Here is a 14,602-nt window from a genome sequence, read left to right as displayed (position 1 = left end):
ATTAAGGTGGTAAAATTAGTAAAATAATACTAGAACGGAATTTAATCCATTTAACATATAATTTCTGTGGAATAGAATTTTTTCTTCCTAAAAGAAAATTGATTAATAGCATTTTCAAAAACTATTCTGTAGTGAACAATAAGCCTCATGTTATGGGGCTTTTTTGTTAGATAATATTAACTTCTGCTTCTATGTTAATATCGAAAATACGGGCTACTGTATCCTGAATTAAAGCGGATAGTTTTAAAATATCAGAACCATTTGAACCACCATAATTTACTAGAACTAAGGCTTGTTTTTTATGAACACCATAGGTGCCAAAGGTTTTACCTTTAAATCCAGCATATTCAATAAGCCAACCTGCAGGAATTTTAACGTCATCCTTTGAGACAATATAATGTGGCACATCTGGGAAGTTCTCCTTCAGTTTCAAGAAGTCTTTAGAGGAAATAATAGGGTTTTTAAAGAAACTTCCAGAGTTTCCGATTTCTTTTGGGTTAGGTAGCTTACTTTCTCTTATGGCAATTACAGCCTTTGATACATCTTTAATCGTTGGTTTGCTAACCTGCATGCGTTCTAACTCAGATTGAATAGCACCATAATTAGTGTGTAAACTGTGAACGTTGACACTTAGATTAAAAACAACACTTACAATAATATATTTACCCTTAGCCTGTTGTTTGAAAATAGAATTTCGATAATCAAAACCACAATCTTCTTTTGTAAATGTCTCAATATTAAGTGTGTCTAAATTTAAGGCATCACAAGAGTGAAAAACATCTTTTAATTCTACACCATAAGCGCCAATATTTTGAATTGGACTGGTACCAACATTTCCAGGAATAAGCGACAGGTTTTCTAATCCACCGAAGTCTTTTTCAAGTGTCCATAAAACGAACTCATGCCAATTTTCGCCAGCCATTGCTTGAACTAATACTTCAGAATCAGATTTAGCTATAATGTCTTTGCCTTTAATGTTTAAATGGATAACAAGACTGTCTACGTCTTTAGTAAGCAACATATTGCTTCCGCCTCCCAAAATAAATTTATTAGGAGTATGTTCCAACGCATAAATTGCTTTTAGATCTTCAACAGAATTAACCGAAACAAATTGTTTGGCTTTAACATCAATTCCAAAAGTGTTGTACGGTTTTAGCGATATGTTATTTTGAATTTGCACTAATCTTTATATACTTTAAGAGCCTCTTTTATAATGTTTACAGCTTTTTTTAGTTTATCAGTATTAAGAACGTAAGCAATTCGTATTTGGTTTAAACCAACACCTGGAGTACTATAGAATCCAGCCGCTGGAGCTACCATAACGGTTTCCCTATCAACATCAAAAGATTCTAACAACCATTGTGCAAACGCATCAGAATTTTTAATTGGAAGTTCGGCGATACAATAAAACGCACCTTTCGGATTTGCAACCTTAACACCATCAATCTTGCTAAGTTCTTCAATTAATACATTTCTGCGTTCAACATACTCTTCAATGACATCGTCAAAATAACTCGGTGGTGTATCTAAGGCGGCCTCACTCGCTATTTGTGCTAGTGTAGGTGGGCTTAAGCGGGCTTGTGCAAATTTTAATGCTGTTTTTATAACGGCTTTATTTTTTGAAACAAGGCATCCAATTCGAGCGCCACACATGCTGTATCGTTTTGAGACAGAATCTATGACTATAGCATAATCTTCTAAGCCTCCTTCTTGTAATATGGAGTAGTGTTTAGCTCCATCATAAGCGAATTCTCTATATACTTCATCTGCAATTAAAAACAGATCATGCTTTTTTACAATACTTGCTAACTTTTGTATTTCTTCTTTTGAATAGAGGTACCCAGTTGGGTTTCCAGGGTTGCAAATAAGTATTGCTTTGGTTTTAGGTGTAATTAACTTTTCAAACTCTTCTATCGGAGGTAGTGCAAAATTGTTTTCAATTTTTGAAATTACAGGAACAACAGTTACGCCTGAGGCTGTAGAGAAACCATTGTAATTAGCATAAAAAGGCTCAGGGATAATTACCTCGTCATCAACATCCATGATGCTTCCAAAAGCAAATAATAGAGCTTCGCTACCACCAGTAGTTACAATAATGTCATCGTGATTTACATGAATATCGTTATTTGCGTAATAGTTCGCAATTTTTTGACGATAAACTTCCGACCCTTCTGAACGACTATAAGCTAAAATATCTATGGAACTATTTTTAACGGCATCTATAGCAGCTTTAGGTGTATGAATATCTGGCTGACCAATGTTTAAATAATAAATATCTTTCCCATTTTTCTCTGCATTCTCAGCAAACGGGACTAGTTTACGTATTGGAGATTCTGGCATCGCACCTCCCTTTTTGGAAATCGTTGGCATGTTTATTTATTTAGATGGTAAAGTTCTGAAAATTATCTTAAATTTTATTTAAAAAATTGAAGTAAAAACTAATCATGAACTAAAGATTTGTAACTTGTTATTTATACTTATGATTTTTTCAAAAAAAACATACGCGTTTATTCTGTTGTTTGTAATGAGTTTTACCTTTTCATTTGGTCAAGGTGATTTTAATTTGCCAAAACGCAAAACAGACAAGATAAGGTTTCAACTTATTAATAATCTTATGATTATTCCTGTAGAAATAAATGGGGTTAAGTTGTCATTTTTACTTGATACAGGGGTAAGTAAACCTTTGTTGTTTAACATTACAAATACCGATTCTCTTCAGATTAACAATGTAGAGACTATTTTTATACGTGGTCTTGGTGATGGTGAGTCTGTAAAAGCTCTGAAGTCTAATAACAACTTTTTTAAAATTGGTAATGCTGTTAATATCAATCAGGATGTATATGTTGTTTTTGATCAGAACATTAATTTTACGCCACGCCTTGGTGTTCCAGTTCATGGCATTATAGGTTATGATTTATTTAAAAACTTTGTGGTTGAAATAAATTACAGATCGAAATATCTAAAACTTCATAGGAAAGGTTCTTACGAATATAAATCCTGTAAGAAATGTGAAACTTTTAATTTGTCTTTTTACAATAATAAGCCTTATATAGATTTGAAAACCAAGTTTGGCGATAAAGACGTTCCGGTGAAACTATTGATAGATACAGGTAGTAGTGATGCTTTGTGGTTGTTTGAAGATGAGAAGCATGGAATTTCTAGAACCCATCATAACTATTTTCGTGACTTTTTGGGTAGAGGATTAAGTGGAAATGTTTATGGCTTGCGATCGATTGTTAAGTCGTTAAGCCTAAATAATTTTGAATTAAATGATGTTAATGTCGCTTTCCCAGACTCGTTAGCAATAAGCTATGCACGACGTCATAAAGAGCGAAATGGAAGTATTGGTGCTGAAATGTTAAGACGCTTTAATCTCATTATTGATTACGGAAACTCTAAGATCACGTTAAAGAAAAATTCTAATTTTAAGGCTGGATTTCAGTATAATCGAAGTGGCATTGTATTAGAACAAAATGGTGTTAGAGTAGTAAGAGAACTCACTAAAAATGCTGTGTTGGATTCCTATGGACAAAATAGGGAAGGCGTTGCAATTGATCTGGTACAGTCATACCAATTCAAACTAAAGCCTGCATTTACCATTGTTGACATAAGGAAAGGGTCTCCTGCCGAACGCGCAGGCTTGCAAATAGATGATATTGTCTTAAGAATTAACGGAAAAGAAGCACATCTACTAAAACTTCAGGAAGTTATAGCATATTTTAGAGAACGTCCAGGTAAGTCGATAAGACTTAAAATTGAGCGAAACAAACAAATTATGAATTTCGATTTTAAACTTGAAGATGTTTTTAAAAAAAAGAACCCCCTAAGTAAATAGAGAGTTCTATAAGTTTTATTTAATATAACTGGATTACTGTTCCATTACACTTTTATTTTTCTTCTCTAAAACACTCGTTTTACTAGGGTCAACTACTAAACCTTTTATTTTTAAGGCTACAGTAGGCGTGTCGGCATTAGAAGTCACAGTTATAGTTTTTCTAATAGGATTTACTCTATTAGTATCATACTTTACTTCAATTTGTCCAGTTTCACCAGGCATAATAGGCCCTTTAGGTTTTTTAGGTACAGTGCAACCACAAGTTGACTTTACATTAGAAATAATAAGTGGTGCATTTCCAGTGTTAGTAAATTCAAATACTCTTACACCATCAGAACCTTTTTCTATGGTTCCATAATCAATTACATCTGTTTTAAATTCAATTTTCGCTACTTTTTCTTGAGCATAAACACCTATGCTTAAGAACGCTACACATAAAATTATTACTAAATTTTTCATCATTTTAATTTTAAATTGATACTATCAAAACTACTTACTTTTTACGATTCTGCAAAATAAATTAGCCGTATGACCTTATAATTAACATTAATTACAATTTAGTTGATCATTATTTCTTTTAATCATTTCGCAAAAAAAGAAATATAAGTACTTTTGTCAGTCATAAAGCAAAAACAATACCAAAGCATGGACATTCCATCAAAATATTCAGCGCAAACAGTAGAAAGTAAATGGTACGACTACTGGATGACACATAATTACTTTCATTCAACACCAGATGATAGAGAACCCTATACCATTGTAATTCCGCCACCAAATGTGACTGGGGTCTTACATATGGGACATATGCTTAATAATACTATCCAAGATGTATTAATTCGTAGGGCACGACTTAAAGGAAAAAATGCTTGCTGGGTGCCAGGAACAGATCATGCCTCTATTGCTACTGAAGCAAAAGTGGTGGCAAAGTTGAAGGCTCAAGGAATAGATAAAAATGATTTATCTAGAGAAGAGTTTTTGAAGCACGCATGGGAATGGACAGAAGAATATGGCGGCGTAATTCTTGAGCAACTAAAGAAATTAGGATGCTCATGTGATTGGGATCGTACTAAGTTCACAATGGATGAGGATATGAGTGAAGCCGTAATTAAGGTATTTGTAGATTTATTTAACAAGGGCTTAATTTATAGAGGGTATCGTATGGTTAATTGGGACCCTGAAGCGCAAACGACATTGTCTGATGAAGAAGTGATACATGAAGAACGTACAGATAAATTATACTATGTGAAGTATAAAATTGAAGGCGAGAATGCGTATGTGACAATTGCCACAACGAGACCAGAAACCATTTTAGGTGATACGGCCGTGTGTATTAATCCAGACGATGAACGTTTTACGCACCTAAAAGGGAAAAAGGTAATTGTTCCTTTATGTGATAGAGTAATTCCAATTATAGAAGATGATTATGTTGATATAGAGTTTGGAACAGGATGCTTAAAAGTAACACCAGCCCATGATGTTAATGATAAAGACATTGGAGATAGACATAATCTAGACGTTATAGATGTCCTAAATCCTGATGGTTCCATGAATAGTTTTGGGTTGCATCATGAAGGCAAAGATCGCGTAATAGCAAGAAAAGATGTTGCCAAGGAACTTGAAGACATGGGATTGTTGGTGAAAACTGAGAACATTGTACATAATGTAGGTACATCTGAACGTACGAAAGCGGTTATAGAACCTCGTCTAAGTGATCAATGGTTTTTAAAAATGGAAGATTTAGCAAAACCTGCTTTAGATGCGGTACTAACTAATGGAGAGGTTAAGCTATTTCCAAAGAAATTTGAAAATACATATCGTCATTGGATGGAAAATATTCGTGATTGGAATATTTCACGTCAGTTAAGATGGGGACAACAAATTCCAGCCTATTATTATGGAGACGGAAAAGAAGATTTTGTTGTGGCTCAAAACCTCACAGAAGCCGTTGAACTTGCTCGTGAAAAAACATCTAACTCAGAATTAAAAGCGTCTGATTTAACTCAAGAATCCGACGTTGTTGATACATGGTTTTCGGCTTGGTTATGGCCAATGAATGTTTTTGATGGTATTCGTAACCCAGAAAACGAAGAGATTAAATACTATTATCCAACCAATGACCTAGTGACAGGGCCAGACATTTTATTTTTCTGGGTCGCAAGGATGATTGTTGCAGGATATGAATATAAAGATTCTAGACCATTTGAAAATGTGTATCTAACAGGTTTAGTTAGAGATAAGCAACGCAGAAAAATGTCTAAATCTTTGGGTAATTCACCAGATGCTTTAAAGTTAATTGATGATTATGGGGCAGATGGAGTAAGGGTTGGACTATTATTAAGTTCTGCAGCTGGAAATGATTTAATGTTTGATGAAGATCTATGTCAACAAGGAAAACAATTCGCTAACAAAATATGGAACGCATTCCGATTAGTCAATGGATGGGAAGTTAGTGATACAATAAGTCAGCCAAATTCGAGCAAAATTGCCATAGAATGGTTCTCTTCTAAGTTTCAGAAAACATTGTTAGAGATTGAAGACCATTTTAGTAAGTATCGTTTAAGTGATGCACTTATGGCGACTTATAAGTTGATTTGGGATGATTTTGCGTCATGGTTATTAGAAATTATAAAACCAGCCTATCAACAACCTATTGATGCGAAAACATTAGAGGAGGTGAATGGTATATTTGAAGACTTGTTAAAAATATTGCATCCATTTATGCCTTTCCTCACGGAAGAGATCTGGCAATTTATTAAGGATCGTTCTTCTGAAGAAGCATTAATTGTTGCTAAATGGCCAGAGCCAAAATCAATAAACGAAAACTTAATCTCTGAATTTGAATTTGCTTCTGAAGTGATCTCTGGTATCAGAAATATTAGAAAACAAAAGAACATTGCTTTTAAGGATGCTATTCAGTTTTCAGTAGTCAATAACGAAAACACGGCAACCACCTTTGATGCGGTTATTTCGAAATTGGGTAACCTAGAAAGTTTCGATTATGTTAATGATACAGTTGAAGGTGCTTTAACGTATCGTGTAAGATCAAATGAGTATTTTATTCCAATGGAAGGCAGTATTGATGTTGAGGCAGAAATAAAGAAACTTACCGAGGAATTAAATTACACTGAAGGATTCTTAATATCAGTTCAGAAAAAATTATCGAATGAGCGTTTTGTAAATAATGCTCCGGAACAAGTAGTTGCTTCAGAAAAGAAAAAAGAATCAGATGCTTTAGCTAAAATTGAAACTATTAAAGGTAGTTTAGCTAGTTTACAATAAGAAAATAGATATTTTATAAAAGAGAAAGAAGACCATTAGTTTAATGGTCTTTTTTTTTACCATTCGTTGATTTTATTACTATCTAACTTTACAAAAATGAATAGCAGGATAGTGAAGCCCCAAAGTCCGGAGCCACCATAACTAAAAAAAGGCAAGGGAATTCCAACAGTAGGAATTAGTCCCATAACCATTCCTGTGTTAATTGTAAAATGAATAAAGAATACAGATGCTACACCATAGCCATATACGCGGCTAAATTGTGACTTTTGCGATTCGGCTAAGTATAGTATTCTTATAATTAAAGCCATAAATAATATAACCACCATTGTACTACCTAAAAACCCCCATTCTTCACCAACAGTACTGAAAATATAATCTGTTTCTTGCTCTGGCACAAACTTTCCCTTGGTTCTGGTACCTTGTAAAAAGCCTTTACCAAATACACCACCAGAACTGATAGCTTCCTCAGACTGAATGAGGTTATAAGCCTCTTCTTTTTTCATTTTTTCAAGCAAGACAGGATCTTTTTCCAATCGTAACCATAGACTAATTCTGTTTTGCTGATGTGGTTGTAACACGTGGTTATAGAATAGTTTTACACCAGCCGAAAACGAAACACACACCAAAAGAATAATGACAGATTGTACGATAGAAACACGTTTTTTTCTTCTGAAAAAGTAAATAGCAACGAGAACAATAGCAGCTACTATAGTTGTTGCAATCAATCCGAATTTTAAAGCTAAAACCGCCAAAATAATGGTTGATAGGGCGATGATTAAATAGATTTGTTGCAAGCCTTCTCTATAAAACACAAAAAAGAACGATGCATAAACTAGTGTGCTTCCCGCATCATTTTGTAGTAAAATTAAAACTGCTGGAACTATTATGATGGCAACCGCTCTAAGTTGATCTTTTAAGGTGTTCATATTGGTTTGAAGATCACTCATATATTTAGCCAATGCTAAGGCAGTTGCAAATTTTGCAAACTCACTGGGCTGAATAGTCATGCTACCTATACCGTACCAAGATCGTGCTCCATTAACATCTTTTCCGAAAATAAAAAGTCCCACTAGCGCGAGCATGGCTGTTATGTAAATGATACTTGCAAAACGCTCATAAAATTTAGCTTCTAAAGAGAGTATTATGACAATTAAAACTAAAGTAAGACCAATAAAAACAAGATGTTTTCCGTAAAGTTGGCTCATGTCGAAATAGCTAACGATTTCACCTTCATGTGATGCTGATAAGATGTTTAGCCATCCAAAACCAACCAGTAGTAAAAATAAAACAATGGTAATCCAGTCAAATCTAAAACCTCTGTGATTTTCTCTATACATTAGTTTGGATTTGGACGGTTTGCATGTATCTTAATAGAATTGTTGAGGTCATCATTTTGCGGTTTTTCAACCTTGTCTATGACCTGTAGGGTGGTTTCTCCATTAATCTTAAAGGGCTCCCCAGAATAAGGTTTTGCATATTCATTTTCCAAACTATGGGTGAGAATCCAGTTTTCCATATCGGTTCTAGTAATTTCACCTTTAATATATTTTTCAATCATTAAACTAGCCATTCTTCCAGCAAAACGACTTCCCCAATACCCATTTTCAACAAATACGGCTATAGCAATTTTTGGATTGTCTTTAGGAGCAAACGCCACAAAAATTGAATGATCGGTCAATTGCGTTTTAACACTATCAATTTTCACAAAATTTTCAGCAGTTCCCGTCTTCCCGCAGATGTCAATGCCAGGAATTCTGAGAGTTGCTGCAGTTCCTTTGTTATACACATCAAACATACCTTGCACAACAGGCTCGAAATGTCTCTTGTCAATGGTAGTGTATTTTGGAGTTGTATATTTAGAATCAATCGTTTCTCCTTCAATTTTTTTAATAATATGTGGTGTGTAATAGTATCCACGATTGCCAATAGCAGCAGCCATATTTGCTAATTGAATAGGAGTTGCTTCTACTTCACCTTGACCAATGGCGTTAGATACAATATAGGTTGAACCCCAACGATTGTCACCATAAGCGTGGTCATAATAGTCTCCGTCTGGAATTCTACCTGGTCTACCAACTGACAAATCGTTGTTTAAAAAATCACCTAAACCAAAGCTTTTGGCGTGATTTGCCCAAATATTCATGGCGTTTCCAGCGTCGTCATAATTATCTATAATCCTTCGGTATACATTCACAAAATAGGCGTTGCAAGACTGTGCAATTCCATCGTTCATGTCTACAGGACTTTTATGGTGATGGCAACCTGTGAGCCTTCTATTTCCATAATAATAGCCCATTCTGCAGGATACCTTATCGTTTGTGTCAACGACGCCCTCTTGTAAGGCGATGAGTGCATTAATGACTTTAAAAGGAGAACCTGGAGGATATTGTGCTTGTAAGCCTCTATCAAAAGTTGGTTTAGAAATAGAATCTAAAAACAATTTCGAGAAATTTTTATTTCGCTCACGACCTACAAGTAAATTTGGGTTATAACTAGGGCCTGTAACCATAGCTAAAATTTCACCATTACTCGGGTCAATAGCAACAATTCCACCACGTTTATTGGTCATTAATAACTCGCCATATTCCTGTAACGCCGAGTCAATGGTGATTGTAATGTCTTTTCCTGGCTTAGGCAAGGTATCGTAACGCCCCTCTTTAAACGGACCTATATTTTTGTTGAATCGATCTTTTTGAATGAACTTTGTTCCCTTTACGCCTCTCAAAGTATTCTCATAAGATAGTTCAATGCCTTGTTTACCAATAAGGTCACCCATTTTATAATAGGGTTGTTTCTCAATAATACGACGATTAACCTCTCCAATGTCGCCTAGAACATTTGCTCCAATTGAAGTTCTATAGTCACGTAAAAAACGTTTTTGAATATAGAAGCCTTTAAATTTTCGCATCTTTTCTTGAAGGACAGCATAATCTGTTTTGGAGAGTTGAGGTACAAATACCGAAGGTAATCTTGGAGAGTAATTTTTTGATTTAGCGAAAGTTTTTTTAAAATCTTCCTTGGTGATTTTTAGTAAACTGCAAAATTCTAAAGTATCTAAAGGTTCTACTTCCCTTGGGATAATCATGACATCATAAGAGGGCTGATTAGCAACTAAAAGTTTTCCATTCCTGTCATAAACGTAACCACGTTTAGGGTAGTCGTATACTTTTCTAATAGCATTGTCGTCTAATAGACTATAGCTTTTGTTATTGTATACTTGTAAATAAAACAAGCGTGCAATAAAAACTAGTCCAACAGTAACTACTGTTAATAAAAGTAGAAGTTTTCTCATCGTTGTTTGCTACTAAAAAGTACAGAAATTAATACACAAAGGATAATCGTAAAGATACTTGAAAATAACGTCTTCTCTAATATTAAAATTATGTTCGAAATGTTAAAAATCTCCAATGAGAACATAATAAAATGGTGTATGACGATTAAAATAGAAAAGTAAATTAATCGGTTACCAAATTCGGTATTGTTGAATTTGATACTTTGGTGTTCGTATATCATTCCAAATGCAAATTTCAATACAGCAGGTCTTATAAAAGCAATAGTAACGCATGCAGCTGCATTAACCCCTCCAGAATCTGAAAAAATGTCAACAAATAATCCCAGCATAAAGCTCATAAAAATAAAAAGTAGCCGATTATTGTTAACTGGGAATAATAAAATGAAAAGTACGTATGGATATGGATTGATGTAACCCATAAAATTAATATTGCTGAATATTAATACTTGTGCTAAGATGAGCACAACAAATCTAACGATGCTATTAAAATTTAGACTATTCATCAATTGGGTTTTCTAAACGATTGATTTCTTCTGCATCTAAATTTTCAATAATATAAACATGAGAAAGATTGGTCATGTCATTGAATAATTTCACATTTATGGTATAGGTGTCTCCGCTAATATCTAAGTCAAATCCGTCTATAGTGCCTATTGGAATGCCCTTTGGAAATATAGACGATTTTCCTCCCGTAACGATGGTGTCGCCCTCTCTAACTGGAGCAAACTTTGAAATATCTGTTAATTGAACTATGGATGCTAGTTTACCATCCCATTTTAAAGACCCAAAATGATTTGAAGTTTTGAGTTGAGCATTAATACGGCTTTTCGTATTTAATATAGATAGTACACGTGCATAACCGTTAGATGTGTTGTCTATGATTCCTACAATTCCTCTTGAAGTCACCACACCAAGGTCTTCACTTATGCTATCTTGTTCTCCTTTGTTTATAGTGAGATAATTCTTTGACGATGCATAATTATTATTAATTATTCTTGCCGACTGTAATTTATATCTACCAGCATATGACGTGCTGTCAATAATTGATTTGGTTGTAGAATCACCATCGTTAAAAACCTGAGAACGAAGTCTAGTGTTTTCTTCAATGAGTATGTCGTTTTGTTTTTTAAGGTTAAAGTAATTTGAAATACCGTTTGCTTTGTCATAAATACCACCAGTTATAAAGTTGGCAGAATTAATGAATTTACTTTTGTGATAAGAATGTGATTGAATGGTGAGAGCCAAAGAAATACCGAACAGCAATAGAAACAAAAGGGAGGTTTTGTTTCTAATGACAAAGTTGATAATTTGTTGCATGCGATGTAGGTATTCTAAGTTATTTTATCAATACACTTTTAAATTTAGCAAGATTCTTAAGTGTGATTCCCGTGCCTCTTACAACCGCTCTTAGCGGGTCTTCAGCAATATATACAGGTAAGTCAGTCTTTTGCGATAATCGTTTGTCTAAGCCTCTTAGCATGGATCCACCTCCCGCTAAATAGATACCTGTATTGTAAATATCGGCAGCTAATTCTGGTGGTGTTTGTGAGAGGGTTTCCATCACAGAATCTTCAATTCTTAAGATGGATTTGTCTAAAGCTTTTGCAATTTCACGATATGAAATTTGAACTTGTTTTGGCTTTCCTGTTAGTAGATCACGTCCTTGAACGCTCATTTCTTCTGGCGGAAGGTCAAGATCTTCTGTAGCAGCACCAATTTGAATTTTAATTTTTTCAGCAGTGCGATCACCTACGTAAAGGTTGTGTTGCGTGCGCATGTAGTAAATAATATCATTGGTAAACACATCACCAGCAACTTTTACAGATTTGTCACAAACAATACCACCTAAAGCAATAACAGCAATTTCAGTAGTACCACCGCCAATATCAACAATCATGTTTCCTTTTGGTTGCATAATATCAATACCAATACCAATAGCAGCAGCCATTGGTTCATGAATTAAATACACTTCTTTACCATTTACACGCTCACAAGATTCTTTTACAGCACGCATTTCTACTTCTGTAATACCTGATGGAATACATACTACCATACGAAGGGCAGGTGTAAATAATTTCTTTTTTAAAGCAGGAATATTTTTAATAAACATACTTATCATTTGCTCTGATGCATCAAAATCGGCAATCACCCCATCCTTGAGTGGTCTAATTGTTTTGATGTTTTCGTGTGTTTTACCTTGCATCATGTTGGCTTCTTTACCAACGGCAATGATTTTGCCTGAAATTCGGTCTCTAGCAACAATTGACGGACTATCAACTACAACTTTGTCGTTGTGGATGATAAGTGTGTTTGCGGTACCTAAATCTATGGCTATTTCTTCGGTTAAGAAATCAAAAAATCCCATTCGTTATTCTAATATTATGAGGTCGTTATTGTACTAATTTTTTGGCGTGTTGTAAATGTAATAAAACTTACGAAATATTTGTTGTTTATTTCAATTTCAATTTATATGAAAGTTAAGCGCTTTACTTTTTATAGTTAAACGTTTGGTTTTAACTTTTGGACTTTTCAAATTGAAAAAAAATATTGAATTAAACGTCCTCCTAAAAAGACACTTTAATGTTTAAAATGTCGTGTGCCAGTCATCACCATGGCAACATCGTGTTCATTGCAATAATCGATAGTTAATTGATCTTTAATAGAACCTCCAGGTTGTATCACAGCAGTGATGCCTGCATTATCGGCAATTTCTACACAATCAGGAAATGGGAAAAATGCATCACTTGCCATAACCGCACCTTTTAAATCAAAATTAAATGATTGTGCCTTATGAATGGCTTGATTAAGAGCATCAACACGGCTAGTTTGTCCTGTTCCACTAGCACATAGCTGCTTATCTTTCACCAAGACAATGGTATTAGATTTGGTGTGCTTGCAAATTTTTGAAGCAAATATTAAATCGTCCAACTCACTTTGAGACGGTTGCGTGTTAGTAGCATGAGATAAATCGGCAACATTATCCGTTTTGTTGTCTTTGTCTTGCACCAAAACACCATTTAAGCAAGTTCTTACTGTCATTTCTGAAAAACCAACATCATGTAAGATTAATAAAATTCGATTCTTCTTTCCTTTTAAGATATCTAAGGCTTCGTCTGAAAATGAAGGCGCAATAACCACTTCGCAAAATAGAGAATGTATAGCTTCTGCAGTTGATTTGTCAATTTCTGTGTTGGCAATCAAAATACCTCCAAATGCAGATACAGGGTCGCCCGCTAATGCATCAACATAAGCTTGATGAATTGAGTCACGTTGTGCAAAGCCGCAAGCGTTGTTATGTTTAAGAATGGCAAATGTTGGCGCTTCGTTTTTAAATTCGTTCATGAGGTTAACAGCAGCGTCAACATCTAAAAGATTGTTATAGCTCAGCTCTTTTCCGTGGAGTTTAGTAAATATATCATCAAAATTTCCGAAGAAAAAACCACGTTGATGCGGGTTTTCGCCATAACGCAATACTTTACCATTTGTTTCACTTATTTTAAGAGAAGCGATGTTATGATCTGCATTAAAATAATTGAAAATAGCAGCGTCATAATGAGACGATACATTGAAGGCTTTTGCTGCAAATTGTTTTCTGTCTGCTTCAGAAGTATCTCCATTTTGCGATTTTAGCAATGTTAAAAATTCGGCATAATCATCTACTGAAGAGACGCAAATCACGTCGGCGTAATTTTTTGCTGCAGCCCTAATAAGAGAAATCCCTCCAATATCAATTTTTTCAATAATGTCTTGATTAGATGCGCCAGAAGCTACGGTTTTTTCAAAAGGATATAAATCAACAATCACCAAATCGATTTGAGGAATATCAAAATCAACTAATTCTGCAACATCACTTTCGTTATTTTGTCTGTTTAAAATGCCTCCGAATACCTTAGGGTGAAGTGTTTTTACTCGCCCGCCAAGAATAGAAGGATAAGAGGTAATGTCTTCAACAGGAACGACATCGATACCTAAATCCTTTATGAATTTTTCTGTGCCTCCTGTAGAATAAATAGTTACATTTTGTTGGTCAAGTTGTTTGACAATAGGTTCTAATCCGTCTTTACTAAAAACCGAAATTAAAGCCGATTTAATGGTTTTGTTGTTGCTCATTGCTGTGTTGTTGTCGTTGTGTTTCGAGAATTTCTCGAAGTTGTGAAAAATTAAAGCCCAAAAATACGTAATATCACGAGTTAATG

The 14,602-nt window shown here is 34.5% G+C and carries 11 protein-coding genes; 3 read left to right on the top strand and 8 right to left on the bottom strand.

From position 1 onward, the window contains the following. Positions 1–166: 166 nt before the first annotated feature. Both murB and Q0893_RS11500 read right to left on the bottom strand, forming a co-directional pair. Entirely contained in the window at positions 167–1,180 is a 1,014-nt protein-coding gene (gene murB, locus Q0893_RS11505) for a UDP-N-acetylmuramate dehydrogenase (RefSeq protein WP_298902380.1), read from the bottom strand. Further along, positions 1,180–2,370 carry a pyridoxal phosphate-dependent aminotransferase gene (locus Q0893_RS11500; RefSeq protein ID WP_298902381.1) on the bottom strand — a complete coding sequence of 397 codons (1,191 nt, stop codon included), beginning with the start codon at positions 2,368–2,370 and terminating at the stop codon, positions 1,180–1,182. The genes murB and Q0893_RS11500 overlap by 1 nt, the downstream gene beginning before the upstream one ends. A 154-nt stretch (positions 2,371–2,524) precedes the next feature. Here Q0893_RS11500 and Q0893_RS11495 point away from each other — a divergent pair, with 154 nt between their 5' ends. Continuing rightward, the gene (locus Q0893_RS11495) at positions 2,525–3,835 is read left to right on the top strand and encodes an aspartyl protease family protein (protein WP_298902382.1); all 1,311 of its coding nucleotides are present in this window, start codon (positions 2,525–2,527) and stop codon (positions 3,833–3,835) included. A gap of 33 nt (positions 3,836–3,868) precedes the next feature. Here Q0893_RS11495 and Q0893_RS11490 read toward each other — a convergent pair whose 3' ends face one another. Next, positions 3,869–4,294 (bottom strand): DUF1573 domain-containing protein, encoded by a 426-nt coding sequence (locus Q0893_RS11490; RefSeq protein ID WP_299275688.1) that lies wholly within the window; start codon positions 4,292–4,294, stop codon positions 3,869–3,871. A 186-nt stretch (positions 4,295–4,480) separates the two neighbouring features. On the opposite strand from Q0893_RS11490, the gene Q0893_RS11485 reads away from it, so the two are divergent. Continuing rightward, positions 4,481–7,114 carry a valine--tRNA ligase gene (locus tag Q0893_RS11485; protein WP_299275685.1) on the top strand — a complete coding sequence of 878 codons (2,634 nt, stop codon included), beginning with the start codon at positions 4,481–4,483 and terminating at the stop codon, positions 7,112–7,114. A gap of 56 nt (positions 7,115–7,170) precedes the next feature. Here the strand turns inward: Q0893_RS11485 and rodA are convergent, their stop codons facing one another. Continuing rightward, positions 7,171–8,451 carry a rod shape-determining protein RodA gene (rodA, locus tag Q0893_RS11480; protein WP_298902385.1) on the bottom strand — a complete coding sequence of 427 codons (1,281 nt, stop codon included), beginning with the start codon at positions 8,449–8,451 and terminating at the stop codon, positions 7,171–7,173. Continuing rightward, positions 8,451–10,406, bottom strand: a complete 1,956-nt coding sequence (gene mrdA / locus Q0893_RS11475; protein WP_299275681.1) for a penicillin-binding protein 2 — start codon at positions 10,404–10,406, stop codon at positions 8,451–8,453. Before mrdA ends, rodA begins: the two co-directional genes overlap by 1 nt. Positions 10,407–10,595: 189 nt before the next feature. On the opposite strand from mrdA, the gene Q0893_RS19595 reads away from it, so the two are divergent. After that, positions 10,596–10,820, top strand: coding sequence for a hypothetical protein (locus tag Q0893_RS19595; protein ID WP_366915885.1), 225 nt, complete (start codon positions 10,596–10,598; stop codon positions 10,818–10,820). A gap of 81 nt (positions 10,821–10,901) precedes the next feature. On the opposite strand, the gene mreC is transcribed toward Q0893_RS19595, so the two are convergent. From mreC to purH, 3 genes are all read right to left on the bottom strand, one after another. Further along, positions 10,902–11,723 (bottom strand): rod shape-determining protein MreC, encoded by an 822-nt coding sequence (gene mreC, locus Q0893_RS11465; protein ID WP_299275677.1) that lies wholly within the window; start codon positions 11,721–11,723, stop codon positions 10,902–10,904. Between the two features lie 19 nt (positions 11,724–11,742). Then, the gene (locus Q0893_RS11460; RefSeq protein ID WP_091423306.1) at positions 11,743–12,771 is read right to left on the bottom strand and encodes a rod shape-determining protein; all 1,029 of its coding nucleotides are present in this window, start codon (positions 12,769–12,771) and stop codon (positions 11,743–11,745) included. Between the two features lie 212 nt (positions 12,772–12,983). Continuing rightward, a complete protein-coding gene (purH, locus tag Q0893_RS11455; RefSeq protein WP_299275672.1) occupies positions 12,984–14,516 on the bottom strand; it encodes a bifunctional phosphoribosylaminoimidazolecarboxamide formyltransferase/IMP cyclohydrolase in 1,533 nt (510 codons plus the stop codon). Between the last annotated feature and the right edge of the window lie 86 nt (positions 14,517–14,602).

The organism is uncultured Psychroserpens sp. (assembly GCF_947494225.1).
Classification (GTDB): domain Bacteria; phylum Bacteroidota; class Bacteroidia; order Flavobacteriales; family Flavobacteriaceae; genus Psychroserpens.
Note: the sequence above shows the minus strand (reverse complement) of the source record. Positions and strands in the feature narration are given on the sequence as shown.